Below are 23,946 nucleotides of genomic sequence, written 5' to 3' on the forward strand. Positions count from 1 at the left end.
TAAAAAACCACCCCCACAGGAGGTGGTTTAAGGATGACAATTAATTGCGCCACAGGATTGGCGCTTTCTGTTATGTATTGGTGCCATCTGCACGCTGCCATGTTTCTGTGGTAGCATTCCACCATACAGGAAGTCCTAGGTTGGTATCGTAATACTGCTGCCCTGCTTTTGGAGATGATGGCCTTTGCGATGTTCCACCACCGCTAACAATTACAGTATCGGGAACTCCTTGACATGCCAGAACCCTGTATTTACTTTGATCTCCGCCAATATTAACCTCGCTATTTCCATCAAAAACAGAAGACAACACCGCAATCCCTCCGCTAGTGTCCTCAATGTTAATACCTCGTTTTTGAGTTGGGCCGTCATTAGCAATTCCTCCCTCGCCAAAAAGACATCCAGCGAATGCAACATATTGCGTATCACCACCAATTCTAATCCCACCTTCTCCATTATTTGTAAACCTGGTGTTAGTGAATGATGATTTTTTACACGCATTCATGTATACACCGAAGTCTTTACTGTAATGGAATTCTGTATTTACACAGTTTACCGAGAAACAATCTTTAAGCGTTAGCCCATGCCCCTCAAAGGCACCCATATGGCCATTTACAATAAAAACAAAAAGGTTGCAATTGTTGAGTTCTGTAACGCCTTCAATTGTTACGTCAGTTAGTTCGCACGTTCCATGACTTGGCTTTGCCCAATCGTCATATCCCAATAACAGGCATGGAGTAGATGTCGGATTTGCGCAATAGGTATTTCGCATTTGAAATCCTACAGAGTTACGAACTTCAACACGGGAAGAGTAAGCAATAAAACTGTCTGAGATAACCAATGCGTCAGCCCAATCAACACCATTTGGTTGAGTCCTGTTTGAATAGAACATTGAACCTATTCCACGAATTTTCCTAAAGGTGACATATCTGTAGTCTATAAGCTCAAATGTTAATCGGTAGAATGTGCATCCGAATATCTCCATTTGCTGCTGTTGATGGCAACGTATGGCTATAGGGTACTCTCCATCTGAAGCTGATGGGCATGAAAAGGTGAGGTTTTCTATTCTCGCACCATTAATAATGTAAGTAGATGGCTGGTCAGGATCTCCAAAGTAGAACATCTCATCACCGGCAGAAACAGGTTGTATTTCTACACCGATATTTTCTCCAAAGAGCAATGGCTTTTTGATATATACATTTTTTACTTTGTAAATACAGCCAGAACCATTACCTGACACATCAGGGATAAACACTTTCTTACCGGTAGCTGAGGCTTTTTTAAAGGCTACTGAATCATCTGTTACGCCATCGCCTTTTGCGCCAAAGTCCAGCACACTAACGAAATCTCCAAGTTTATCTTCTACCGTTCTTGGCACACTGCCATCCACAGGATACTGATATCCAATGAGCGAAGATCCGGTTGGTTTTGCTAAGTCTCCTCGCAGTACTGATTCTCCAACAGGAATCCATGCACCAACACCAGTCCCACCTGTAGAGTCAGGATTGGAAGCGGCTGGAACTTCTTTTGGCAATACTCCTGACCAGTAATACCAGGATTTCGTTTCTTCATCCCAGATAAAATCAGAGCGTGACGCTAAAGACCCGCCAGCGCTAAATGTATAAGACCCGTCAATAAATCCTGATAACTTGTTATTTACTTCCTCTACTGACGGAACATCTAAATTTGCTCTAGCCTGTGCAAAATCCTCTAGCTCTGAAAGGTTGTTCTTTGCACGCAACAGATGTGTTATAGCAAGCTTCTGGTCGGTACTGTTCTGATTGACCAAGAGCTGCGCTGTATCAAGTGTATCGGTCGCGGTTGGCAACTCAGTAAGTTTTACTTTTTGTTCGGCCATTATGCAGTCCTGTACCATCCAGCTAATTTAATATATTGGTTTGTAGTATCTATTGGGGTTGCAGAACCGGTTGAACCTGTGTCACCCGATATTCGGTGAGAATGCGCACCTATTGATATTGAATGCGCATGATTATCTGATGATGTTGTAGTTGACTGTGAAGAAATAATGTCATCGCTACTCCTATCCTGAGCGCCACCTGTTAATGTTCCAACGCTTTTAAGCCCAACCGTGTGTGAATGAGAATATGTGCTGGCTGTTTTGCTCCCATAATCGAAAGAATCTGAGTTGACATCAATCGGATGTGTATGTGGTGCAAGATTGGATGCTGTAATCGTAATGCTGTCGCTACCCCCTATTTGCAAGGTGTCGCTTCCTGAGTTATTGGCAAGCCTGATTGTCCTTCCTGCGCCTGGTATTCTGGCCCATGTAGTTCCTGGCCATATGACATTTGGATTTGTTGTATTAGTAAAAAAATGAGCGCTTCCGATTGGATATACACCATCAACAATTGCTTTGAGCAGAGTTGAAACGGTAAGAGACCTGTCATTTCCTGACTGATTTACATGCAACAAATCAGTCAACGCTGCCGAAGCGGCTGCTGGCAAATCTGTTAAATATTTTAGAGTGATATCTGCCATTAAGCCCCCTCAAGCACTGTCACGCGTGCTTTCAGGTCAGCTATTTGCGCGTATAAGTCGTTAAGTAGTGTATTGAGGTGATTGGCTGCGAGCTTGCTACCTGCTGAGATTGATCCATCTGGCATGCGAACGGGAGGCACAAACCCGCTGGCAAGAATTTCATCTGGAATTGGTTCTTTGTTTTTCTGCCCGTCCTCATAAGTGACGTCAGTATCTGCAAATGATGTGATAGCCATTTAATTTCTCACTTAGGCATAGCGCCGCAAAGCATCGTCCCGGTGACGCCATAGTCGCGGGAGAAGATAAGAAGGTAATCGTCGTCAGCGACGCCGAGATATGAGCCGTTTACTTCGAGTACACCTGACACGGACCCAGCCGCGTCAAGATATGAGCCAGCAATGAATACAGACCCACGGTTAAGTCCAAGCGCCGTGTCGGTGTCTACCTGCATTGCTGTGTTATCGCCGACCTGTAACGCTTGGCCTGAATTGGTGTCTATTCCCGCCAGGGAGAAACCGTTGAGCCCATAATCATGTGTTGAATATGCTCTGACACCAGCCACAGATGCGCGGTCGACGATGGCGTTGATGTTTGTGGGGACATAAGGTCCGGTTGCGTGAACGCTGAATGCGGCAGGATAGAGCTCAACCAGTTCGACATCAGTACTTGAAGTAGTGGTTGCCGTTACGACCATGACGTTATCTGGTGTTCCGCTGAACGCAGTCGCCAGTTTCGCCTGCATGATTTCCCGGCGATAATCATCGTCAGACATTCCATCACGACCGACATCAACGTACTGTCCGAATCTGTCCAGCTCTATGCCGTGGGCGTTGTATATGCTTTGCGTCAGGTAGATGTATTTGGCGCGCGCTTCAATTTCAGGATGAAGTACGCCAACAGCAGCAAAGAGATCTGGAACCTGTCCTCCTTTTTTAAGCCAGTCAGTAGGCCTTTGTCGTATCAGCGCAAGGAAATCGATATCAATCCATTCATCAGACACCTGTGACCTCCACATTGGCAGCGGAGAACGAAGCAAATGAGTTTTCAGCAACGGAAATGTTACTTTCTGCAAACGTAGTTCCGTCAGTGCTGACGGTGATGGTCATTTTCCCGATGCCGGTGGTATTTGCGTATATATAGCCATAAATGCGCTGGGTAATAACGTCATCTCCAAGACCAAGCGTCGCACCGTAAGCAACAACACCCTGCTTGATAGCGTCCACAACAGCAGCTGGTAACGGCTCCTCAGTATCCAGAAGAACTACGTCAACTTTGACATAAATATCCACTTCTGTAGGTCTTGAGAAGTTCACGATATGTGGTCTCTCGTACCGGTCATACACAGTGATCGCAATTGAGCCGTATGTCGCTATACCTGCACCTTTGTACTTCCAGATTGCGTCAGCAATGTCCTGCTCAAGACCGCCAGAAACGATAGTGTGGATGGCTTTTGGAGGAATGCTGTCGACTGTCGTCATGGTGTCGTTTTCAATGACTTTGGCTAAGGTTACGCCGCTGACTTCCGTAATCAGGCGAGTCTCAATTGCTGGGATGGTTGCCGCACCGCCAGATGATGCCCTGCTCTGGTATAAACGTTGGCGGTAATCTGTGTCTGATTCGCGATCTGAACCGGTGGCCCCCTGAACGAGGTTATTAACTCCTGTCCATCCGGTGATCGCACTTACAGGATTGTTTAATCCACCAACAGGAACGACAATCGGACCTGCTTCAGTAGCCTCAAAGATTGCCGGTGAACCAATTAACTGCCACGCCAGCCCAGCGCTAAGCGACACTGCGTAACCTTCAATAAGGTTTTCAGAGGTGAGTCTGATTACTGAGCCGTTTGCTGTGGCTGAATACTGGCTTGTTGAGTCCACTACTGCGGCAAGGCCTGTAGCAATGGTGTTTACCGTGTCTCCTGCAACTTTCGTGTAGGTATGATCAACGCCAGCAATCCGTACCGTGTAACTGGTTTGTGTGTTGTTAGATACCCTCACCTCTCCATCCAGAAGCGTCGAGCGTGAGATGGTATAATCTGCCGTCAGTCTGAACTGGTAATTACCGAAAGAAGCTAAAGAACCAGAAGGAACAAGTCGTGATTCAGAGCCATAAATAACGGCGTTCACTTTTGTCGTGGTTTTGCCATGCCGGGTAATCCCACCCATCCAGTCGCCAAGAGCATCAAGAGCGAATCCCTCAGCAGAAGCAAGATACCGGCTAGCCCACAACTCCTCTTCAGTTTCGAAGTGAATTGCGTTTTGCTCAGCTTCAATTCCGATCCACTGTCCGGTGGTCGAATCAGCCTCTCTGTTAATCGGCCCGACGACCGTTTCCATTGCATCACCGATTTCCTGAACCATCTCCGGTAATGTCGGCTTGTCAAAGCCTGTCGCAGTAATGTAATCAGCCATATGCACCTTATTTCAGGCATAAAAAAGCCCCGCACATTGGCGAGGCATATTGAAGGGATTATTTATCAGGGGTACTGCACCAACCCGTACTCAGTGTTGGCTGTAAACTCTATGCTCAGCTTTCGCTCTGCCCGGTCAAAGTTGTAGGTAAACTCAACTATGCCGGTAACACCTTCTACAGCGAGGATTTCTGTACGGATGGCTGATAGCGCACCATTAAGTGTTACCTGCTTACCGAGAATATCTTGTAAGTACGGCGTTCCGAATTGACTATCAAGGAACCACTCTCCGCGCCACAGGTTAAGCCTGAATTCTACCTGCTGCCTGACGCGCTCAGCTCCATCTACGTACTGAAGAAGGCCGTTAGTGAACACGACTTTGTTATCTGTAAGTCTGAAATCAATCATTAGTTCTCCGGGCCTCCTGTAGTGCCACCGCTATCACCCTGGTGACGGTGAGTGCCTATTCTGATGCCATTGATAACCACATCACCAATCACCTGCATCGTGCCGGTTATGGTAGCTACCGATGTTTCACCGCCCGAGCCAGTCATGCCGCCCTGGTAAGTGAACAACTGCTCAACGGTCATGCTTCCTTTAACGGTATGCAACGGTGTTGTTTCTTCCACCCCACCTGGAGCATTAATGGTCATTTTCCCGTTGGCATCGATAGCAATGAAGGCATCGCCAAAATACATTCTCACGTCATCGTTGCCAGGGACTGCATCACTATAACCAGCACCAGGGATAACGTATGAGTCGATGATGTCGAATCGCCTTGTGTCGTCGCTGCCATCGGTTGCCTGCTGGCAGACCACCAAAAGGCATTTATCACCAGCCTGGACTGGTCCTTTTAATCCGGCCTGACCGTTTGCGAACTGCGGCCAAACCATGCGCAAATCGCTTAGTACCGGGTAGGCGTTGGTATCGCCATCTGCGTATATTTTCTCGCCATCAGGCTTTACCGTTACCTTGCCACCTGAGTAACTCACCACGGTACATGGAAGCGCAGTGTTTACCGTGTCCATTTCCGAGCTGACAAGCCGTCTGAGCGCCTCTACTACATCACTGTTATCAGCCATCAGATAAACCTCAATAGCACTTCCACGCTCCATTCCTGCCCGTGTGTATCACCGGTGTAATGTGCTTCTTCAACCCTGAAGAACTCCCCGTCTATGCCGCGTGATTTAAGCTGCACATAAGCGCCAGGATAAATGGCGGGGTTGAGCAGTGATTTCACCCGGTAGCCCTGCACCTCTAAAGTGACCCGGTCTTTGAGCTTAGCCGTTGGGTCTTCGACATCCACAACCGTCCTTACAATACCTTTCTGACCGTATTTGATGCCCTGCTTGGCTGCCGTCTTCTCGGTCATGGTTTTTGCTTCACGACGGGGATATCCGATCATGCCAGTGTCTTTCGATAGCACGACAGCAGTGTCTGCATAGACACCACCCTTTTTAATGATCTGTATTTCGCTATCCTGAGCGCTCCACTCCAGCCCGAGATAATTACAGACTCTGTCCATGGCATCACGAACCCTGCCGTTATAGGCATATCCGCCGACGTACTGCTTATCCTGAACCTTGCTGATGCTCTTCTTGATTGGCAGTCCGAAGTTCTTCGCCACCCCATCCAGTACGGTCATTGCTGACGTATTTGGAGGGAAGGAAACGCTTATCTTGGCGTCGCGTAAAGGTATGACGCTGTCCCTTAACTCCATCTCCGTGATGATGTCAGGACCGTCCTGATACGTCAGGCTACGGCATGTGGTGCCAGTGAAGATGGTGATAGCGCCGATATCATTGACGTAACCAGCCTTGATGATGACCACGTTATTTACTGTCTCCATCAAAGTGATAGTTGTGGGCGCGGCGTTGTAGATTTTGAGTGATGCTTCGTTGGCGGTTTTGCTGGCTGTTTTGGTGATATCGAACTCAAATCGCAGGTCTTTAATGCTTACTGCCTCACCCTGAGGCTGACCTACGATGATTTCACCCGTTCGCAGAAACAAACTCATCTATTTCTTCCTCAGTGGCATACACCAACAGGTGATCGCCTCCAATCGAATCGATATCAGGGCGTACCTTTTCACCATACGTACGGATGAAGTAGATATCTCCTGAGAAGTTATCGAAACTGAAGTTCTTTAAAAGCGGGTAATTCTGTACAAGCTTAACTCCGGTTATGATCGGCAATGACTCACGGTCATAGATACCAAGCGACCAGAAGCCAAAGCGTTCATTCCATCGCAGGCGAAGCGTAACCGGTGTATCGTCGAAAACAGCCTGCAATGTCTGGTCAGTAAATCCAGCCTGAAAATTTAGTGGGGTCATGGGGTAACATTACCTATGATGTTGCCGAGATATTCCTGAAGCTTGCCGCCCGAGCCAGATAACCCATCCAAAGCCTGGCTCAGGATTGAACCCGTATTCTTGCCAACGTTTTTGGTTGGCGTAGCCCGGTTAGCAGTAGCGGGGTCTGCTGAGTTTGATGTCCCGGCTTTAGCAGTAGCGCCATTACTGGTCGCATCCGTTTTCCTGACGCCTACACCAGGCGGAACCTCTGTCGTAGCTGTGCTGACGATATTTGCCTGAACAGCATCAATCGTAAAGTTGACCGCATCACCATCATCCACCCTTCTGGGAATGTTAATGCCCTGAATGAGCATATTCTCGTAGGTGTAATTTTTGGTGTAGATGGTTACCAGTTCGTTTGAAAGATAGAGCGAATCGAGCAGCTTGAACGCAGTGTTAACCCTGTCTTCCCCGTCGAAACCGCTACCCAGAGCGTTTGCCGCCTGAGTTAATACTCCCGTCACCGGTGCATTACTTATCATGCCTGCAACAGTAATCTTTTTTGGCTGACGGATGATGTGATCTGATATTGGCGACCCGTTTTCTACGGGATTCATTGTCACATCGCGCGTCCACTCATGGGTTTCCTGGTCCAGCGTGTCGAACTCAAGATTCCCGACACCCGGGTCATTAAGACTGAAGGTGCTATCGCCTGACGAGTTCCAGAGGAAGCCAAGCACATCAGTTGCCATGCTAGCCTCCTGTGTTGAAATTCAGCGTATTGCCCAATCCAGAAAGGAAATCCCTTGCCTGATCCCCTACAGCAATTTGAACTGCATCAGCTATATCTTGTGGATTATCTGTTGCTGCATTTACGGTCAAATTTATATTCGGCTTATAGTCAATGGACGGAATGCCACCAACACCGCCAATTGAATTTCCAAGGTATGTTCTTTGAGGTGCCAGGCTAGTCAAATCCATTGAAGTTGCAGTATCAGCAGCACGGCTTCCAAACAGGTCATTAAGAGTTGTGCTCTTTGCCCATTTTCCGAAAGATGTATCACCAATTAAATTATCTGCCGCCCCCTCAACAATCGGATATAGAAATGACGCTGCCAAAGCCTTATTCAAAATACCGACCGACCCACCTGAATTTCCAGCCGTGGCTATCGCGGCACCGGTAGAAGCGGCAGCTCTGGTAGCTATACCTAATGTTGCAAGAACTCTCGTCAACCACTTGCCAGCGAGATATGCAGCGAATGATTCAAATATTGTCTGCCATCCCCCTACCGCATCTTTTACCCATTTTAAGGCATTAATGAATTTCTCTATACCGCCTTTGTAATCGTTATAATCACCAAAGATATCTTCCATAATGGAAGGGCGGCCCTCTGACCATGCAATAAAGTCATCATATGCAAGGTATAGTAATGATACTGCGCCGACCGCGAGCATTACCGGGCTTACTAATGCGGTGAATGCCGCATTTAACGCCCATACTCCAGCTATCACCCCTGCCGACCCCAGAACAACCCCTAACAACCGGACCGCATTCTCAGCGCCGCCGAGGGCGTCGGTAACAATATCGAGTGAATATTCTACTTTGTCTGCCATCCACAGGAACTTATTTGCCACCCATGTCACAGCTCCGCTGCTGCGGTTAAGCCTGTTGATAAACATCGACCATCTGTTATTTACCAGAACAAGCGCCTGACCAATGGTCATAGGCATTTGTTTAAACTGGTCGACGAATTGCGGGAGTACCTTAATCAACCCTTCAGCAAGCATTTTACCCGTCACCTTGCCGGTGGAGATGAAAGCCTTGAGGTTATTGTTCGCCCCTGGAATAGCTTTACCAAGCGCTCTGAACAGGTCAGGAGCCACATCGATAAGCGTGTTCATCTCTTCCATCTGGACAGTTGGAGAACCAATTGCCTGACCAAGCTGGAAGAATGCCTGTCCCTGCGCAACAGCTGTTGAGCCTGAAGCAGCAAGCGCTATGGATACTGCATCGGTGAGCTGTAAAACCTGCTCCTGGTCTTTATAGAAATCCTGAGTGGCGTTACCAGCCTTGATGTAGAATGATGCGTACTCCTCAATGCCTTGCCTTGCTGCACTTGCCCTTTGAGCCACAGTGTCGAATGCTTCTGCACCGGTAGTGATTGTCTGCGGCAGCATTCCAATGCGAGCCTCCAGAGACTGCATCTCGTCAGCAGTTTTGGCAATGTTTGAGATCGTTACAGCACCGAATACCGTAGCAAGAACACCACCAAGCGCATTGAATGACTGAATGGTTTTATCGACCTTTCCGTCTACCCTGTCCAGCCCTCGCCCCACACTATCTGATCCGGTAAGGCCGAGGCGGATAAGTAACTCTCTTATGACCATTTACTTCTCCATTGGCGTGTTCAGATAGTCGGTCATCTCTATGAGGGCGTTAAGCTTGAGCAGGTCTTCGCATGTAATAAGGCCTGACTTAACCTCTGCAACCGTACACATATTTCTCATTATTGGACGCCACACCCATAGCTCGGTTTCAACATCTTCCCTTAGCTTTCCCGGGTCGCGCTTTTCGCCAGTGACTGAACCCGATTTGCCAGCTCTTCTGGGCTTAAGCCAAACAGGGTGAGAACTTTCGTAAAAAAAGGGGTGAAGTTGAGCTTCAGTACTTCCCAGCACAGCTCGAAAAAGTCGAACAGCGTGTCAACTGTAAACACAAGGTTCATTGCGTTAGGGCTGTCGATTTTCTTCTCATCAGTAACGCTGAATGTTGATGAGTCTCGCAGGATAGGGATGATCACATCCTCAAGCGTCTTCTCATCAATACCAGCCAGCAACTGAATGGCGTTTGCATCTCCGCCTGAAGCCAGGCCTTTATCAAGCAGCGTCTTCAGTTTTACTAAGTGCTTTGCCGCAGCGAAGGCGTTCATTTTGGCGGCTTTAAACTCTTTGTCACCGATATGGAAAGTTGCGAATTCCTGAGACATATGGACCTCAAAAAAAACCGCCCGAAGGCGGCATTGTTAAACGTTGTTACCACCGAGGGAGAATTTCAGGTCAGCACATTCAAAGGTGTAAATGCGTTCACCAACCTCGTTAGTTGAGAAAGCCACGTCGCCGAGCTGATAAAGCCAAGCCTGGCCTGCTGCAATAACAGTACGACCAGAGAAGTCAGTTACTGATACCGGATAAACTGCCTTGCCGTCCTGCGTTAATGAATCCAGGTTCATCAGTGCAGATAGTTCGTCGTTTGCCGCGGATGTCTGCAAAAGATGCAGTTCGATCTGCCCACGCTTATCCGTTACTCGCGCACGACCTACTGAGCCATCAAGACCAGCGCGTGATTCATAGAAGTTGGCGTTCTTACGGGCTGTAATGGAGTCTCCATCACTGAAGCCTGTTAATAGTAGTGGGCCGATAGTGACAAAAACTTCTGAGCCGTCATAAGAGCCAGTTAATTCAGCAGCCATAATTAGCCCTCGTAGCTATAGGTAAGTGAGCCTTTGATTTCGACCACCTGAATTGCACCAGCCAGAAGCGCCACAAACTCGATATAGAGAGTGCGGGTAGCTTTGATATCAGCAGACACATCGGCGGCATTTGGGTAGGTGATACGGAAGCCAGGGATTGTGTTCCCTTCGCTGTCACGCTCATCAGGAGCGATGCCTCCTGCCTGCTGCCCCTGAATAAGTGAACCGTTCAGGTTGTTGACGATGAGGGCAATGCCGCCATTGGTGTAAGGCACCTTTTTCTGGCGGATCATCAGAGAAGCCATGTTCTTCTGAATGTTGTCTACAAGCCAATCACGGAATCGCACAACATCAATCCATTCGCCAGATGCAGCCTTGCCTTTGTTAATCAGGTAGGTGTTTTCTGCGTACTGTTCGTAGGCGTTGGCGTTTTTCTGGAATATGTAGCTCTGCTCTGTATCGCTAAACTTGCTCGGTGTGATAGCGGCTAGCGTTTTAAGTGCCCACGTTTCGCCACCTGGCGCAATGGTGAAGCATCGGCCCATCCATGCCATTTCAGGATACTCAGTCGCGGCTGCCTTGTGAGCAATTAGCGCTGTACGAAGATATTGAAGGTCCTGCAACTGCGATGCGATATCGTCATCAGCAGACGTCCAGATATCAGCAGTATTGCTGCACGCGAAGAACAGTTTTGTCTGCGTCTCAGCCCATGCCGCTGCATCCTGAATTAGTGCGTCACCACGTTCTACCAGAGCAAATCCGTACCAGCCCGGATCTTCCTGCTGAATGGCGTTAAGGTCAGATTCTAAACCGTCTGCTGAGCCTGCGGTTGCGATTGACAGGTTGGTCACTGGCTTAACGATGGTTGCTGTCTCAGGAGCTTTAACTACCAAGTGTAGCCCTTCAGCATCAGCGGTGCTGGTAAACAGAGCATCAACTACAGATTGTGCCGCCAGAGCTGTTTTCAGACCGGTATATACGTCAGAAGCATCATCGCCACTCGCTGCGGTGTACGTTACTATGGTGCCATTAACGCTGAATGCGAAAATGTTGCCCGTTGTTATCGTCGAATTGGTTACTGTCAGTTCAACAGAAACGGCGTTTCTGCGACCTACCCACGCCTGATTTGGGCGAGGTGTCTGACTGAATACTGCTGAGAGCGCTTTGAGCGTCTGCGGGTCAAGTCCGTCCTGCTGCGCCGCGCTGTAGCTTGAATATTTACGGATTCGCTCACTGAATGCCGTTGTCGGCGAAACTGCAAGTGGAATGCCGAATGACGCCTTCGCGATACTCGCTGTGTCCAGCGAAATATTCACGTTGGCAATCTGGCTTAGATTTGCCATTGATGAAACTCCGTGTTGATTAGTCGGATGTGACGGCGATAGTGAGGTGTGTTTCTATTCCGCCGATGTCGCCTGTCGCATCAACGGTTTCTATGAGCCCTACGTTATCCGTGTACTTGCCGGTGTAGCGGAATGTAAGGTCTACATTCGCCATCGCTTCGAAGTTAGCTTCATCTCGCAGACCTGTAAGGTCGTTAACCTGGGCGCTGTTTGCGATAACAAAGCTTTCTCTGCGCATCAGGTAGCGTGATGTGGTTTTACGGATGTTATTAATCAGGTCGTCGCAATGCTCTCGTGCGCTTCCGCCGTACACATAAACCATCACCGTTCCTTCTCTAACGCCGTGTGACGGCATTACACCATCATCATCTACTTCGCCATGCTCATCCCTGCCAATGGTCGTACGCGTTGATACACGAAGCGTGGCATAAGGCAGAGGAAGCCGGGAGTTGTTCTGATTGGCGTAAGCGAGAGGTACGGATAATAGCTGGGACAAAACACGGTAAGCAGCAGACTCTACAGCATCAGGAACGAAATTCGACACTGTGGTTTCAGCCATCGCGTTTCCTTACCACATAATATTTATAGTGGGGTATGATTCCGTTTTGCCATGGTTCACGGTGCTTAACTTCGTAGTTAAAACCATCAATAACGACAAGTGCAGGCTGAGCCATGGGGAAATCATCAGTAATCTGAAGCTTAGTGTCGCTGTACAGCCGGCGATAATCAGTTAACCTCCTCCCTTCCTCCAGGCTCTCAATCTCCTGCGTATCTTTGATGCTTTGCACGCTGAAGTAAGCGGTTGACTCCGTCATTACCCCATCAACAATCACTCCATTAACTAAGGTTGAAGGCGATGGTGTTAGAACTTGGAAAGGTCTGCGAAATGGATTGCTCATTTTGAGTATCCGTAGTTTTTAATAGCTAAAGTAACGGAGTTGAACATAACCCTGTCGTCCAGAAGAGGGTCTGATCCCTTTTTGTGGGCAAGGGTATAATCCGAATTTGGAACCCAGTTTCCATTAATGATACTTTTTCTTACCCCTTCTACCATTTCTGAACCAGCCGCATTCAGAAACTGAGAAAAGGTAGCTCTACCGAGGAGAATTTGCGTTACTCCATTTGTAGCGAACTTTTCCAGCCGAGAGACCGATGTGTCGAAGTATGTGCGCATGAATGGGCGTGATGGAATTGTCCTCGTGCCGAATTCGTTCCATGCTGCGTATTCAGCGACAAGCACTCCATCATTAACCTCGCCCTTCTGGATGCCGACAACTACCTCTTTGTTTCCGGTTGCCTTGAGCTCTCGCCTTAATCTTTCCCATTGCCGCTTGTTGTCTGTGATTTTTACGGACACAAGCATCCCCCCACGACTCCGCGAGTCATAATCGAGAATCCTGCCCCCCTCTTCTTGCGGAGCAGTTGCAGCAGGTTTCCGTATGTAGTCCCGCTGAGGTAACTGGAATCATTTGATACGTTGCCATAAGTGATTGCCAGATCACCTTCCTTGCGTGAGAGGATGCGACCAGATGATGTGGAACCGTTATCAGAGTAACCGCCAGGCGATGCCATGATATGGGCCGCCATTAGAGCCAGAGCTACGTTATAGGCCTCTCCGTACTCGTCTTCGCAGACAAACAGTGAAGCAAGGTCGATGTAACCCTGAACAACCTCATCAGGAACAGCCGCAAATTCAGGCGCTAGCTTGCGGAAGATTTCCAGAGGCATAAGACCTTCAAATGCGGCGATGTTCATTACTCGTCTACCTTATCTTCTTGCTGCTGGACTTCAGCATTTACTTCATCAGAACCAGCTTCCTGTTGTTCTTGTTCAGCAGGAGCTTTCCCTTTTCCACCCTTGCCCTTTCCAGACTTCGCATTTTCTGCGACTTCATTTTTTTGGATTTGAGTGGCCGTTACGGTTTCGCCTTTGCTGGCTACTTTCAGCTCACCTTTTGTGATGGAGGCTTGGACGGATTTGTTATTTTTCCACTTATCATCAACTTCGGCAGTCTGGCCCGGGGCAAGTTGTTGTCCGTCGATGTAATACAGTCGTGCTGATGCGTTAGTAATCTTCATTGGTAATCCTTATGAAAAGAGGCCGAAGCCTCTTAAATGCCTTTGATGAGATGCAGGGTCAGCGGCAGGTAAACCTGTACGCCGGTAGCGCGGCTGTGGCATGGAATCTTGAACGCCAGGTTGTTAGCCTGAGGTGGCAGTTGTTCGAACGGCTGCGGGATTTCCATGGATGCGTTATCAGCGTTACGTTCCATTACCAGAGCGGCCTTAGTGCCTGCGCCATCGATGTCTTCCAGCTCGTTTACACGAATCCACTGCATACCAGGATACTGGGTGTTGAAGTAGGTCATGTAAGACGTGTTGGTGTTTGGCATTGGCTTGGACAGGATTTTAAAGGCGCTTGGCGGCAGTGCGATCACGTTCGCAGAGTGCAGGCCTTTAGTTACCGTCTCGATTGCTGATACTGCATCTTCCAGTTCACCAGAAGCGATCTCGCCAGTGGTCCAGCCAGCAGAGGTAGTTACTGGAATGTTCGGGTGATCCAGAACGCCGACGATCTGATAATCATCATCGCCGTAGAACGCCAGGTCATTAACCTTCACGTCATGCGCGCGACGGGCGGCGTTAGCCAGACGAGTTGGCAGATTCTTACCGGTTGCCTGTGATGCTCGAATTTCCATCAGGCTGTATTCGTAGAAGTTACCCAGGCTGAACACCTTGCCGGTTTCTTCACGATAGTTAACGCCGACATTTGGCAGGTCGTCAGAGTAGTCAGCGATGATACGCGCCATGCCTACTGCATCCCATACGCCGTAAGTGAACGTTTTGGCGTATGAAGGGATTTCTGATGTGACCGGGAAGAGAGTGGTCGCAGTCAGTGCAGGGTATTCGACTTCGTAAACCTTGGTTTTAACGTAGTCCAGCTCACGAGCCAGGAAGATTGACTCGCCTTCATCCAGTCGAATGCCGTTAGCCGCCGCGCCGTGTTCAATAGCGAACAGGTCCGCTTCGTCGTAATTCATCTGTTCCATTATTGTTCCTTATGCGGTTGGCTGTGTGGTCTGGTTGCGGATTTGAACTTCAGCCAGGTTAACTGTTGCGCCAGCGCTGTTTTTGAAAGTGGTAAACTTACCAGTAAACACCCAGTCCAGAGCCAGAGAGCCACCGGTTGCTGCAACCTTGCCAGCGTCTGCGCCAGAGGTGAGAACGTTAACGCCTGTACCCATGGTTGGTGCTGCTGATAAGGTGGTTACAGCCCAGATTCGGCCCCATGTCATCACGTTGACGGCATCGCCATCTTCATACTGACCTGTGACGCAGCCGTAGTGGCTGAAGCGGCAGATACCCATCAGGTTTGCTGCATCGCCAGCCGCAGATACCTGTTTAACTACGCGCTTGTCGTTAGCTACTGATACGCGAGCTACCACATAGCCAGGCTTGATAGCGCCTTGTGCTGCGTTGCAACCGTCTGTGATTTGATGGGTTGAATCTGAACGCATGCCAGGCATTGCGATCTGCATGTCGTTATCGTAGGAAGTCTGAACAGGCATTATGCTGTCTCCTTTTTGCCGTGCAGGCGGTCGAGGTATTTTTGGCGAGCAGCGGCAGAGCCTTTTGGTTCAGCGGAGTCATCGCGGGTTTGGGCTTTGTCCTGATTGACGATTTTGCGCTGCTGCTCCATAGGTGCTGACTCAATCGCCATGTCGAACGCGACGTTGATGTAGGTGTCGTCTTTGCCGTCGAGCTTGATAGATGGCTTCAGCTTGGCTACAACCGCTTTCTTGACGGCAATATCATCCAGGCCATCACACTTGATGCCGTGCTTCTCTGCTTTTGCTTCGAGTTCTGTGCGAGCTTTAATGGTTTTCTCTGCATCTTCGCGAGCCTGCTTCAGCTTGTTTTCAAACTCTGCTGCGTCAGCTTTCAGAGTGTCGCGCTCTGCTGTGATGGTGGAGATGGTTGTTTGCGCTTCGGACAGCTTGGTATTAGCGTCCTCTGCATCCTGTTTAAGGGCGTTGAACGCCACGACGACTTCAGGAGAAGCATCGTACTCAAGCCCGTTGTCGAGTCGCAATTTCTGCATTGTTTTACCTTTTGGTTGGTTGTCGTCATCGTCTAAGGTGATTTCTTCATCACCGTCGAGATTCAGTGTTGCTACATCACCGGCCCGGGCTTTAGATACGAGGGCGAGATGATTGATGCGGATGTTTCGCTGAACGGCGTCGAACTCTTCCCAGTCAGCGCTTATGTACCCATCAGGGAATTTCTCGGATTCGTCGTCTCTGAAAACTACTTCCTGAGTTTTTCTGTTGAACCAGCCGCGACGCTCTTCAAGGTCGAGTCGATATCCCAGAGAAAGCTGTCTTGCCCGGCCTGATTTAGCCTGAGATATTGCTTCGTCAGCATGGATGATGATGGGAACAGCAACGTTACTGCCGTCCTTTCTGCCAACATCCAGCATCGTTCCGACCTGATGCTTTCGGGAGTTTCTGGAATTCACCGCGCCGGGATGGCCTAGCGTGATCGGTTTGCCTTTGAAACTCGCCAGTGAATCAGCGTTGAATACTTCTTCAGGCGGGCGTAATTCACGACGCACTGAGCCATCTGGATTTCGGTATAACTGGATGCCAACGCGACCCACTACCGGCACGTCCTCCAGATAACCATCCTCGTTCACGGACGCACGAAGCTCTCCCACATCGAAGCGAGATACTGTTTTCATGTTTTGCCTTATTTATTCGCCGATATCGAAAACTGAACCAGACCAGTCAGGCTCTGCGTAACATCGACACCGGACAGGTTGCCCCGGATGTCCATCAGGAGGTGGATTGCTCCACTTGTAGGAATTACCTTCTCGCGCTCTGTGCTCAGGCCTTTCACGTTCATCAAGTACGCCTCGCCATTTGTAGCCTGTTATGCCAGCATCGGCCTGACGCTGCTTTGTGAGCGCTGAATTGGCTTTGCCTATCTGGTCAACTGCGATCAGCTTTGCGCGCCTCTCAGTGACGCCATATCGCTCCTGAATCTGCTTCCTGATGGTGTCAGCGCTTGAGCCATTCATTACACCGCGCTGGATGATGCCTTCCATGTCTGCCAGTTCGTCAGCAGGAATGGATTTAATCAGCCTGGTGTTCTCTGATACCCATAACTCCTGCATTTCTCTCAGCCATGGTTCAGCGCGATAAGCATCAACACCAAGCACGCCAGATGAGACGGGCACAGTTGTCTGGCCGGCAATAACAGCCTGCGAAGGTGGGATGTCATAGCCAGTTCCACCCTTCACAACCAGCCGCCATTGCTTGTCGTTAAACTGACTCGTTAGCGCGAAGAAAGACGGAAGTCGATCAATTACTGGCTGGAAGATGCGGTTGCCAGCATTGCGGAGATAAGCCAGCACAGCCGACATATCGTCCTGCCAGCCATCGAAGCGAATATCGCCGTATGCTGAGTTGATTTCTTTGTTGAACTGCCTGGTGGCCTTTACAAGCGCGTTTGTGTAGTCGCGTTCTATGCCGTAGGGATGAAGCCAGACTTTAGCCATTGCTCATCTCCGGATAGACGTAGCCTCCACGTTTTTTCATTGTGGCGATACCTTCATCGTTGCTTACCCATCCAAGCTGCGAATAGCGTTCATCAGCCTGTGACCACTGGTTAGCCGTCTCTGCCTGCTCTTTCTCTGTTGGTACTGAGAGAGGATTGAACTTAATCGTCCAGGTTTTATCAGTGGTGAGGAAGTTGACCGCCTTTTCAATTGCAGGTCTCGCCTCATCCTTCTGCTTGCGCCCAATGAGCTGCTTCCATGACTCAGGAACGGTGGTTTTATCCGCGCCCTGACCAGATGGAGTTTTGGTGAACAGGATTTGCTCATCGATGCCGGTCAGCGCTGATATGCGTAACTGCTTGCGGTCTTGTACATCGACTACGCCCTCCAGAGAGCCATTAAGCAGCTCGTACTTCTCAGTGCTTGCGTCTACGCCGATGGTGTTGCCGTTGCTGCGCGTCATATCGACCATGTTGAGACGAGCCTGCACTGCATCTCTACCCTCACCGTCTTTGCAGAGGTCAGCCAGGTCAGCAGCAGACCAGACGCCCTGCTGTTTGCGCTCAAGCAGGCTTGTAGCGTGTGCGTGGCTCATGCCGTAATCAGTCAGCGCCTGATAGACTCCCTGCAAGCACGAAGCACCCCATCCCTGATTCTGATGACGAATCTGGTTAGGCAGTCGCTCTCCGTCGAACACATGACATCTGCTGGCGTGAACGTAGTAAGGCGTTCCTGAGATAGGGTTGATCTGGTACTGAGTTATTTCGCCGTATGTTGCGCTTTCAGGGTTGGTATCGCGAAGGAAAGGCTGAACCTGATAGCGGTCGTACACACGGACAAATTCAAGCTCACCCTCGCCAATTTGCGACTGAAGGTCTCCGCCATCATTAACACCGAACAGCATTAGCGAGCCGCCATATAAGCGAGCCCATGCCACCGCGTCCGTAAACTGCTGAGTGAGGTTAAGCTCGTCCCAGCGAGACATAATCTCAGGCTCATTGTTTGCACCGTCTACGGTGAAGCCAGCACGAAACATTTCGTCAGCCACTACGTCAATGATGCGACGTCCTAATCCGTCGCCGAGATAGATGCTGTCTAGGGTTGCCTTTGTTAGCAGGTGCGCTGTACGGATGCGGCTGTAGGCTGACCTGTCACCGCCTGTTCCGATGTTCATGAACACGTTTTGATAGCTGTCCATGTTCATCTTCTTGTCGATTTTCTTTTGCTGCCTGTTGTTGCGTTTAGCCATGTGAGTTCTCAGCTTGCAAGCGCCTTGAGTCTGCGTAGGGCATCACTGCCAAGGAGTAATTCCTCAGTCACGGCGTCGATAAGGTTATCCACGATGTCGTCGTGGTCGTGAGTGTCGTCGTAGGTGAAAGCACTGTGCTCAGCGATAAACTCAGAGGAGAATGAAGCGTCAGCAGGAAGATAGACACGCTGTGCTTTGACTACCGGCAAAACGTCCATTGCCCGGGTAACTTTGTCTTTGTTTCGCTGTAGAGCGTTTATCTTGATGGGAAGCTTTTTCTCAAGGTTCTGAATAAGAGCCGTGCCACTGGATTTATCTTCAACGTAGATTTTTCTCAGTGTTCCCGCTTCCCGATTCTTACGCCATGCCTGAGAGATAAACGCCTTGAAGTTTGTTTCTAGCTCTGGCGCTTTCCACTTGCCGCGCTCCATGTGGATTAGATAGAGGTCGTCTTTGTAAACGCCCCACTCGCACAGCACTGACCAGTCGTTATGGTTAGCCGTCTTCTGCGCTGTGTCTGCGGTAGTGAAGCGGTATTCGTAGCGCTCAGGCTCCGGTTTATCTCCATCAGGCCCGTATGTCTGCCACCATGAACCATCAAATACATTACCGCCGAGCTTGATAGGCTTCTGCATGCCCTGAGACATGAAGGTGTATTCGTCCGTGTCCCACTGGCGACAAAGGTCGCCTACATATTCGTTGGCAGGCCAGTATGACCAGTAGCCTCGCATCTTCTCGCTGTCTTTGACGTCATTCCAGCAATGCTCCTGAAGCCACTCTGGTAATGACTCGATATAGGCTTCATCAATGAGCGCAGGGATGATGACGTGCTCGAAGTCGATACCCATTGCACCTGACAGCATGAATGCACTGCTGTCGTCTGTGTGCAGCCGCTGCTGAATGGCGACTATCGGTGTCGGGTTCTCTTTTGACTTATTGGCTCGACGAGAGCGGATGGTGTTGGTTAATGTCTGCCGTGCCTTTTTGCGCTTCACCTCTGAGAAAACATCGAGAGGCTTGTCGAAGTCATCAAGGTTTATCCAACCTGAAAAGCCTGGCATCTGATAACCACCACGCGATCCGGTAATCTGACCACTTGCCGCACGGCTTACTACTTCGGCTTTAACCTTGCCGTCATCGTTCAACAATTGCCATTCGTCAGCCTGATTAACGCCTAGCGAGTGAGGCCAAAGCGTCTGAAACTCAGCTGACGTGATGATTTCTCGGCTTCTGCGGCTGTTACGCTTTGTCAGTGTGTCGCTGAAGGAAATATTGAGGTTCCTGACCTTCTGGCAGTTAAGCATTGTCCACACTGGCGCATGGATGCTTAACATCTCTGTTTTGCCGCTGCCTGGAGGAACGTTGAATACAACATTACGGCGCTTGCCAGCGACGATATCCTCAATCACCTGCGCAATGTATCGGTGATGCCAGTTAACTGACCACTTCTCACCTTGCAACAGCTGAAAGAATATGCGGTTAAAGGCCAGAAATGAGCGCTCGGACAGGACTTTGATGGCTTGGCGTTCTGCTTCGCTCAAATCTTCCCATTCGAGTATTTGGCTCATAGTTTGCTCAATATGCTGTTAAGCGCCTTTTCGTCTACGGCTACGGAATGTGATTGCTGGATAGGTCCGCCGTCCTTGCCGACAAGCTCATTCACGACCTTGTCGCCATATTTCTTTGGTGCCATTCGAGAAAGCACCCACTTCCGCGTGTCTATCTGAAGGCGAGCTTTAGCAACCGCCGCGCCGTCCTCTTTCACATCATCAGCAAGCTCCAGCATCTCCTCGAAAATGGAGTCCGCTCTCGTGTCAGTGGCTTTTGCGTATTGGTCTCGAAACTCTTCATGTTCTTTTAGCCAACGAAATACTGTTGCCTTGCCAGGCATTCCTGGTCGGGAGCATACAGTGCGTAGGCTTTCACCTTCGGCTAGCTTTGCGCATATATCAGCTGCCACCTCTGGTAAATAGTCAGAAGGGCGGCCCGTTTTCTTTTTGGTCGCCATGTCGATTCCTTGTGGTTGTCATTATCGAAGCCCCTCGTAAGGAGCTTCTGTAATAACTGCTGCTATTCGCTTACCAGACTTCTGGATGAGGCATGTGCTTTTTTAATGCTTCAGCATCCACTTTGAATACACGAGGTGAATACATCGCCAGAAGAGAATCTGAAACCAACTTTGCTCTGTTGATGGCAGCCGTTCGAATTATGTCTTGCGTTTCTTTCTCAGCTTCGTATCTACTTGCCGCCTCAATGTCCTCATCGAGCTTTTGAAGAAGCCAGTCGAAAGCCTTTTCCTGAAACTTTGCTGGCACCATTTCAGCTAATTCGTTTTTATTACCCATTTCGAGTTCCTGTTAATTTGTTGTGATTTAGCCGTCTGTTCCGGCTGCCAGTGACTTTTCTTCTACCATCGCAGTCACCGCGAGCATGTGCGTAAACCCCGCCTCATGGATTAAGCGGGTAAATCGCGGTATGCCCTGTTATTGATTAACACCATCCACTCGCACGTAGGGAGACCGCTTAGGCGGCGTGGTCTTCGTTAAGATGGTGAGACAGCGACAGGACGACGCGGGAGAAAATTATTAGAGGTAGTTAGCTACCAATGAGGAGTTCTGGCTGAGTGACCTGCATGATGTGTTCATGCTCCAATGCCAAAACGCGCTTCTCTTTCTTCCGTTCGTTCATCAACCGGCTGCCGATCGTTCCTTTCAGCTTTGAGCGCGTTTCTTTGATGGCGTAGCGGTGCTGCATTTCTTCTCCCATCGCCATGCGTCGGTTTAGCTGCTCGGCCATCCAGTTAAAGGCATTGATATAACACTCCTTTACTGCGGCAGCTGTTTTGCCAGTGAATCCCATCACGAGCATCATGCATCCGTCGCGGGTGATGTTATACATAGGCTGAACATCGCCATTTTTATCAATAAAATCAATGGGCGCAAAATTGCGCCGGGTGAAGTCATCGGAGCATTTCAGGTTACGTATGGCGCGCAAAACGTCTTTATGTCGCTTACCAAAGTAGTCAGCCACCTTGAGTGATGTGGTGATTATCTTGTTATCGAGAGTCGTGACCATTTCACGAAAATCGAAAGCTGGAATAACTGACGGATTATTCATAGCGTGTACCTTTCTTTGAGATGAACCTTTGCCGCATAGGAAATCAGCCCGTCGAGGCTCGCCAGCACTAACTGACTTCCTCAAAGGCTCATTTCAAAGGGTATGGTTCGACGTAGTTGGAGTGCGCTGCGGTGTGCGGTGAAATACGGATACAAAAAAGCCCCGCTATTGCGAGGCTGTTATTTGAGGCACTGCTCTTTGATGTAGTCCTGCAGGTAGTCGACCTGCTTCGTCACTGTGACGATTCGCTCTCTGAGGGTGAAATAATCCCGTTCAGCGGAGTCAGTAAGTCGGGGGCCGGTAGCATCGCCCAGGCCGCCGGTGCTGGTCGTTCCGTTCGCGGGACAGTTTGCGTTGAGCTGCAGCCGCTTACGGCCAGCAATGACATCGCTATGCAGACGCTCAATGGTTTCTTTCGCATCAGCCAGTTCTCCGGTGTATTTGGCATCCAGCGCAGCCGCATCTCGCTGGCGCACCTGCATATCTTTGATGGTGGCGTTAGCTAAGCTGAGATTCTTGGTGGCTTTGTCTCGCTGGTCTTTGTAGGTGATGGCATTGTCGCGGTAGTGGTTCACGAAGAACGCCAGCACGCCGATTACCGCTATAACCAGCAACTGCAACCAGTAGCGTTTAACCAGCGCACCAATCACGACAGGAACAGAGCGCGCTCTGCCTCGCGGCGACGGGTAAGCCCGTTCAGGACTTTACCGCCAGCTTTATTCCAGCGCAGGAACTCATCGGCAGCACCAGCATAATCACCGGCGTTGAGTTTTCGTAGGAGAGTCGATGTCGACAATGACCGGGCGCCGAGGTTATACGTGAACGACACCAGAGCATCGAATTGCCCTTGAGTCAGCCCTACTTTAACCAGGCGGGACACGTCGCTTTCGTAGCTGACCAGTCCGGTCTTCAACAATCGCTCCGCAGTCTCCTGCTTAATCGTCATCCCGGCGCGGATCGGTTTACCGTCGACTGGGTGAGTCCAGCCATAGCCGATCGTCCACACTCCGACGCTGTCCTGGTACGCGGTGAGCTTGCAGCCTTCGGACTGCTTGATCAGGGCAATGCCTTTGTCACTGGTTTGCATTCTTCATCCCCGTCAGGCGTTCCCAGAAATAGGTCAGAGCCACGGAGCCCATCGCCCCGCTAATGCCTGACGTAACCAGAATCATGTAAAGGCTCAGCCCACTTTCTACGCTGATTAGGCCACCAATGAGACCGGTAAAGCCGGACACTGCAATTTGTGCCAGCGCATTAATCCAGCTCCAGGTAGCTTTGTTCTGCTTAACGTCAATAAGGTATCGGACCAGGCCGCCCCAGCATGACAGAGCAAGGACAATAAGCCATGACACTCCGGCAATGCTTTCTTTATCTTGCATACGTTTAGCCATATCACCTCCGAAAAACGGGGTGCTGTTTGTGTAGTGGGGAAAGGCCGTCAGACACGATAGATACGTGGCATCAGGAATTGATTGTCTGCGGCCTGAATAAAAAACCCGGCGACAGGCCGGGAAGATGAGGGTAAGGCAATGTCGGCTCTATGGCCGAAGGGTCCCAGGTAGTGGGTTTGGTTTGTGGTGGCCGGCGCTGCTATCCGGCATTCACGGCTATCGCTTTACGACGCCATCAGGACATTCACCACAACGGACAGAGCACTCATGACTCGCATCATGTGGCGCAACCCCACGGCAGGGAGTCGAACCCTACAAATGCTCTTTCCTGTTGTGCACTCCGTTTCGTGGAGCGGACGGCATAACGTATTCGCGAATTCAGTTATGCACCTGATGCAAGATAAAGCCGCCGAGATGACGACTTGTTTTGCTGATGGCTCGCCTGGCTGGATTCGAACCAGCGACCAACCGCTTAGAAGGCGGTTGCTATTTCCTCTGAGCTACAGGCGAATTTGGCGGGACAGGAAGGATTCGAACCTTCGACCATTCGGTTAACAGCCGAACGCACAACCGCTGTGCTTCTGACCCTGAAACGAAAAAGCCCCGCACGATGGCGG

The 23,946-nt window shown here is 49.8% G+C and carries 31 protein-coding genes and 2 tRNA genes; all 33 read right to left on the minus strand.

From position 1 onward, the window contains the following. Positions 1-70: 70 nt before the first annotated feature. Entirely contained in the window at positions 71-1,855 is a 1,785-nt protein-coding gene (locus tag ACMWL8_RS03575) for a right-handed parallel beta-helix repeat-containing protein (protein WP_414751553.1), read from the minus strand. Continuing rightward, on the minus strand, positions 1,855-2,496 hold the full coding sequence (locus tag ACMWL8_RS03580; RefSeq protein WP_414751554.1) for a phage baseplate protein: 642 nt from the start codon (positions 2,494-2,496) through the stop codon (positions 1,855-1,857). Before ACMWL8_RS03580 ends, ACMWL8_RS03575 begins: the two co-directional genes overlap by 1 nt. Beyond that, a complete protein-coding gene (locus ACMWL8_RS03585; RefSeq protein WP_115168470.1) occupies positions 2,496-2,732 on the minus strand; it encodes a phosphoglycolate phosphatase in 237 nt (78 codons plus the stop codon). Before ACMWL8_RS03585 ends, ACMWL8_RS03580 begins: the two co-directional genes overlap by 1 nt. 8 nt (positions 2,733-2,740) lie before the next feature. Further along, a complete protein-coding gene (locus ACMWL8_RS03590) occupies positions 2,741-3,496 on the minus strand; it encodes a hypothetical protein (protein WP_225990776.1) in 756 nt (251 codons plus the stop codon). Continuing rightward, positions 3,489-4,907 carry a baseplate J/gp47 family protein gene (locus ACMWL8_RS03595; protein WP_414751555.1) on the minus strand — a complete coding sequence of 473 codons (1,419 nt, stop codon included), beginning with the start codon at positions 4,905-4,907 and terminating at the stop codon, positions 3,489-3,491. The genes ACMWL8_RS03590 and ACMWL8_RS03595 overlap by 8 nt, the downstream gene beginning before the upstream one ends. A gap of 65 nt (positions 4,908-4,972) precedes the next feature. Continuing rightward, the gene (locus tag ACMWL8_RS03600) at positions 4,973-5,314 is read right to left on the minus strand and encodes a hypothetical protein (protein WP_063867303.1); all 342 of its coding nucleotides are present in this window, start codon (positions 5,312-5,314) and stop codon (positions 4,973-4,975) included. Then, positions 5,314-5,988 carry a Gp138 family membrane-puncturing spike protein gene (locus ACMWL8_RS03605; RefSeq protein WP_348571570.1) on the minus strand — a complete coding sequence of 225 codons (675 nt, stop codon included), beginning with the start codon at positions 5,986-5,988 and terminating at the stop codon, positions 5,314-5,316. The genes ACMWL8_RS03600 and ACMWL8_RS03605 overlap by 1 nt, the downstream gene beginning before the upstream one ends. Further along, positions 5,988-6,923, minus strand: coding sequence for a phage protein (locus tag ACMWL8_RS03610; protein ID WP_045259845.1), 936 nt, complete (start codon positions 6,921-6,923; stop codon positions 5,988-5,990). The genes ACMWL8_RS03605 and ACMWL8_RS03610 overlap by 1 nt, the downstream gene beginning before the upstream one ends. Further along, complete coding sequence (locus ACMWL8_RS03615; protein ID WP_047722018.1) at positions 6,898-7,239, minus strand: phage baseplate plug family protein; 342 nt, start codon at positions 7,237-7,239, stop codon at positions 6,898-6,900. Before ACMWL8_RS03615 ends, ACMWL8_RS03610 begins: the two co-directional genes overlap by 26 nt. After that, positions 7,236-7,952, minus strand: coding sequence for a phage baseplate protein (locus tag ACMWL8_RS03620; RefSeq protein WP_045259843.1), 717 nt, complete (start codon positions 7,950-7,952; stop codon positions 7,236-7,238). The genes ACMWL8_RS03615 and ACMWL8_RS03620 overlap by 4 nt, the downstream gene beginning before the upstream one ends. A gap of 1 nt (position 7,953) precedes the next feature. Next, positions 7,954-9,588, minus strand: coding sequence for a tape measure protein (locus ACMWL8_RS03625; protein WP_414751556.1), 1,635 nt, complete (start codon positions 9,586-9,588; stop codon positions 7,954-7,956). Positions 9,589-9,749: 161 nt separating this feature from the next. After that, positions 9,750-10,187 carry a phage tail assembly chaperone gene (locus ACMWL8_RS03630; RefSeq protein WP_045259841.1) on the minus strand — a complete coding sequence of 146 codons (438 nt, stop codon included), beginning with the start codon at positions 10,185-10,187 and terminating at the stop codon, positions 9,750-9,752. A gap of 36 nt (positions 10,188-10,223) precedes the next feature. Beyond that, positions 10,224-10,670, minus strand: coding sequence for a phage structural protein (locus ACMWL8_RS03635; RefSeq protein WP_006809752.1), 447 nt, complete (start codon positions 10,668-10,670; stop codon positions 10,224-10,226). Positions 10,671-10,672: 2 nt separating this feature from the next. After that, positions 10,673-12,013 (minus strand): DUF3383 family protein, encoded by a 1,341-nt coding sequence (locus ACMWL8_RS03640; protein WP_045259840.1) that lies wholly within the window; start codon positions 12,011-12,013, stop codon positions 10,673-10,675. A gap of 19 nt (positions 12,014-12,032) precedes the next feature. Next, entirely contained in the window at positions 12,033-12,572 is a 540-nt protein-coding gene (locus ACMWL8_RS03645) for an LIC_12616 family protein (RefSeq protein ID WP_045259839.1), read from the minus strand. Continuing rightward, positions 12,565-12,912, minus strand: coding sequence for a hypothetical protein (locus tag ACMWL8_RS03650; RefSeq protein WP_045259838.1), 348 nt, complete (start codon positions 12,910-12,912; stop codon positions 12,565-12,567). The genes ACMWL8_RS03645 and ACMWL8_RS03650 overlap by 8 nt, the downstream gene beginning before the upstream one ends. After that, positions 12,909-13,376, minus strand: a complete 468-nt coding sequence (locus tag ACMWL8_RS03655) for a hypothetical protein (protein WP_235428244.1) — start codon at positions 13,374-13,376, stop codon at positions 12,909-12,911. The genes ACMWL8_RS03650 and ACMWL8_RS03655 overlap by 4 nt, the downstream gene beginning before the upstream one ends. Then, entirely contained in the window at positions 13,361-13,768 is a 408-nt protein-coding gene (locus tag ACMWL8_RS03660) for a DUF4054 domain-containing protein (protein WP_353433606.1), read from the minus strand. The genes ACMWL8_RS03655 and ACMWL8_RS03660 overlap by 16 nt, the downstream gene beginning before the upstream one ends. Beyond that, positions 13,768-14,091 (minus strand): hypothetical protein, encoded by a 324-nt coding sequence (locus ACMWL8_RS03665; RefSeq protein ID WP_111962744.1) that lies wholly within the window; start codon positions 14,089-14,091, stop codon positions 13,768-13,770. Before ACMWL8_RS03665 ends, ACMWL8_RS03660 begins: the two co-directional genes overlap by 1 nt. A gap of 32 nt (positions 14,092-14,123) precedes the next feature. Continuing rightward, complete coding sequence (locus ACMWL8_RS03670) at positions 14,124-15,062, minus strand: DUF2184 domain-containing protein (RefSeq protein ID WP_058670785.1); 939 nt, start codon at positions 15,060-15,062, stop codon at positions 14,124-14,126. A 9-nt stretch (positions 15,063-15,071) separates the two neighbouring features. Next, entirely contained in the window at positions 15,072-15,581 is a 510-nt protein-coding gene (locus tag ACMWL8_RS03675) for a hypothetical protein (protein ID WP_045259836.1), read from the minus strand. After that, entirely contained in the window at positions 15,581-16,753 is a 1,173-nt protein-coding gene (locus ACMWL8_RS03680; protein ID WP_045259835.1) for a DUF2213 domain-containing protein, read from the minus strand. The genes ACMWL8_RS03675 and ACMWL8_RS03680 overlap by 1 nt, the downstream gene beginning before the upstream one ends. A 12-nt stretch (positions 16,754-16,765) precedes the next feature. Beyond that, a complete protein-coding gene (locus ACMWL8_RS03685; protein WP_045259834.1) occupies positions 16,766-17,572 on the minus strand; it encodes a phage minor head protein in 807 nt (268 codons plus the stop codon). Continuing rightward, positions 17,565-18,821, minus strand: a complete 1,257-nt coding sequence (locus ACMWL8_RS03690; protein ID WP_045259833.1) for a DUF1073 domain-containing protein — start codon at positions 18,819-18,821, stop codon at positions 17,565-17,567. The genes ACMWL8_RS03685 and ACMWL8_RS03690 overlap by 8 nt, the downstream gene beginning before the upstream one ends. Before the next feature lie 8 nt (positions 18,822-18,829). Continuing rightward, positions 18,830-20,389 (minus strand): phage terminase large subunit, encoded by a 1,560-nt coding sequence (gene terL, locus ACMWL8_RS03695; RefSeq protein ID WP_353433607.1) that lies wholly within the window; start codon positions 20,387-20,389, stop codon positions 18,830-18,832. Next, a complete protein-coding gene (locus ACMWL8_RS03700; protein WP_032667338.1) occupies positions 20,386-20,829 on the minus strand; it encodes a hypothetical protein in 444 nt (147 codons plus the stop codon). The genes terL and ACMWL8_RS03700 overlap by 4 nt, the downstream gene beginning before the upstream one ends. Positions 20,830-20,899: 70 nt before the next feature. After that, complete coding sequence (locus ACMWL8_RS03705) at positions 20,900-21,166, minus strand: hypothetical protein (RefSeq protein ID WP_353433608.1); 267 nt, start codon at positions 21,164-21,166, stop codon at positions 20,900-20,902. Between the two features lie 250 nt (positions 21,167-21,416). Next, positions 21,417-21,938: a Rha family transcriptional regulator gene (locus tag ACMWL8_RS03710; protein WP_353433609.1), complete on the minus strand. Its 522-nt coding sequence runs from the start codon at positions 21,936-21,938 to the stop codon at positions 21,417-21,419. Between the two features lie 179 nt (positions 21,939-22,117). Next, entirely contained in the window at positions 22,118-22,588 is a 471-nt protein-coding gene (locus tag ACMWL8_RS03715; protein WP_045259828.1) for a lysis protein, read from the minus strand. After that, a complete protein-coding gene (locus tag ACMWL8_RS03720) occupies positions 22,585-23,025 on the minus strand; it encodes a lysozyme (protein ID WP_045259827.1) in 441 nt (146 codons plus the stop codon). Before ACMWL8_RS03720 ends, ACMWL8_RS03715 begins: the two co-directional genes overlap by 4 nt. After that, positions 23,012-23,317 (minus strand): phage holin family protein, encoded by a 306-nt coding sequence (locus ACMWL8_RS03725; protein WP_122008274.1) that lies wholly within the window; start codon positions 23,315-23,317, stop codon positions 23,012-23,014. The genes ACMWL8_RS03720 and ACMWL8_RS03725 overlap by 14 nt, the downstream gene beginning before the upstream one ends. Positions 23,318-23,763: 446 nt before the next feature. Beyond that, positions 23,764-23,839, minus strand: a tRNA-Arg gene (locus tag ACMWL8_RS03730). Between the two features lie 3 nt (positions 23,840-23,842). Next, positions 23,843-23,917: transfer RNA gene (locus ACMWL8_RS03735), tRNA-Asn, on the minus strand. Positions 23,918-23,946: the final 29 nt, after the last annotated feature.

Origin of the sequence: Enterobacter sp. 04-C-12-SI-ECC (assembly GCF_047530715.1) — a bacterium.
GTDB lineage: Bacteria > Pseudomonadota > Gammaproteobacteria > Enterobacterales > Enterobacteriaceae > Enterobacter > Enterobacter bugandensis.

Coding starts and splice junctions, on each gene's coding strand:
- ACMWL8_RS03640 (WP_045259840.1), bottom strand. CDS start 12,013: ATGGCAAATCTAAGCCAGATTGCCAACGTGAATATTTCGCTGGACACA.
- ACMWL8_RS03625 (WP_414751556.1), bottom strand. CDS start 9,588: ATGGTCATAAGAGAGTTACTTATCCGCCTCGGCCTTACCGGATCAGAT.
- ACMWL8_RS03700 (WP_032667338.1), bottom strand. CDS start 20,829: ATGGCGACCAAAAAGAAAACGGGCCGCCCTTCTGACTATTTACCAGAG.
- ACMWL8_RS03660 (WP_353433606.1), bottom strand. CDS start 13,768: ATGAACATCGCCGCATTTGAAGGTCTTATGCCTCTGGAAATCTTCCGC.
- ACMWL8_RS03620 (WP_045259843.1), bottom strand. CDS start 7,952: ATGGCAACTGATGTGCTTGGCTTCCTCTGGAACTCGTCAGGCGATAGC.
- ACMWL8_RS03670 (WP_058670785.1), bottom strand. CDS start 15,062: ATGGAACAGATGAATTACGACGAAGCGGACCTGTTCGCTATTGAACAC.
- ACMWL8_RS03675 (WP_045259836.1), bottom strand. CDS start 15,581: ATGCCTGTTCAGACTTCCTACGATAACGACATGCAGATCGCAATGCCT.
- ACMWL8_RS03575 (WP_414751553.1), bottom strand. CDS start 1,855: ATGGCCGAACAAAAAGTAAAACTTACTGAGTTGCCAACCGCGACCGAT.
- ACMWL8_RS03580 (WP_414751554.1), bottom strand. CDS start 2,496: ATGGCAGATATCACTCTAAAATATTTAACAGATTTGCCAGCAGCCGCT.
- ACMWL8_RS03615 (WP_047722018.1), bottom strand. CDS start 7,239: ATGACCCCACTAAATTTTCAGGCTGGATTTACTGACCAGACATTGCAG.
- ACMWL8_RS03665 (WP_111962744.1), bottom strand. CDS start 14,091: ATGAAGATTACTAACGCATCAGCACGACTGTATTACATCGACGGACAA.
- ACMWL8_RS03680 (WP_045259835.1), bottom strand. CDS start 16,753: ATGAAAACAGTATCTCGCTTCGATGTGGGAGAGCTTCGTGCGTCCGTG.
- terL (WP_353433607.1), bottom strand. CDS start 20,389: ATGAGCCAAATACTCGAATGGGAAGATTTGAGCGAAGCAGAACGCCAA.
- ACMWL8_RS03585 (WP_115168470.1), bottom strand. CDS start 2,732: ATGGCTATCACATCATTTGCAGATACTGACGTCACTTATGAGGACGGG.
- ACMWL8_RS03725 (WP_122008274.1), bottom strand. CDS start 23,317: ATGCAAGATAAAGAAAGCATTGCCGGAGTGTCATGGCTTATTGTCCTT.
- ACMWL8_RS03605 (WP_348571570.1), bottom strand. CDS start 5,988: ATGGCTGATAACAGTGATGTAGTAGAGGCGCTCAGACGGCTTGTCAGC.
- ACMWL8_RS03635 (WP_006809752.1), bottom strand. CDS start 10,670: ATGGCTGCTGAATTAACTGGCTCTTATGACGGCTCAGAAGTTTTTGTC.
- ACMWL8_RS03685 (WP_045259834.1), bottom strand. CDS start 17,572: ATGGCTAAAGTCTGGCTTCATCCCTACGGCATAGAACGCGACTACACA.
- ACMWL8_RS03630 (WP_045259841.1), bottom strand. CDS start 10,187: ATGTCTCAGGAATTCGCAACTTTCCATATCGGTGACAAAGAGTTTAAA.
- ACMWL8_RS03705 (WP_353433608.1), bottom strand. CDS start 21,166: ATGGGTAATAAAAACGAATTAGCTGAAATGGTGCCAGCAAAGTTTCAG.
- ACMWL8_RS03610 (WP_045259845.1), bottom strand. CDS start 6,923: ATGAGTTTGTTTCTGCGAACGGGTGAAATCATCGTAGGTCAGCCTCAG.
- ACMWL8_RS03595 (WP_414751555.1), bottom strand. CDS start 4,907: ATGGCTGATTACATTACTGCGACAGGCTTTGACAAGCCGACATTACCG.
- ACMWL8_RS03710 (WP_353433609.1), bottom strand. CDS start 21,938: ATGAATAATCCGTCAGTTATTCCAGCTTTCGATTTTCGTGAAATGGTC.
- ACMWL8_RS03645 (WP_045259839.1), bottom strand. CDS start 12,572: ATGGCTGAAACCACAGTGTCGAATTTCGTTCCTGATGCTGTAGAGTCT.
- ACMWL8_RS03720 (WP_045259827.1), bottom strand. CDS start 23,025: ATGCAAACCAGTGACAAAGGCATTGCCCTGATCAAGCAGTCCGAAGGC.
- ACMWL8_RS03655 (WP_235428244.1), bottom strand. CDS start 13,376: ATGCTTGTGTCCGTAAAAATCACAGACAACAAGCGGCAATGGGAAAGA.
- ACMWL8_RS03600 (WP_063867303.1), bottom strand. CDS start 5,314: ATGATTGATTTCAGACTTACAGATAACAAAGTCGTGTTCACTAACGGC.
- ACMWL8_RS03690 (WP_045259833.1), bottom strand. CDS start 18,821: ATGGCTAAACGCAACAACAGGCAGCAAAAGAAAATCGACAAGAAGATG.
- ACMWL8_RS03650 (WP_045259838.1), bottom strand. CDS start 12,912: ATGAGCAATCCATTTCGCAGACCTTTCCAAGTTCTAACACCATCGCCT.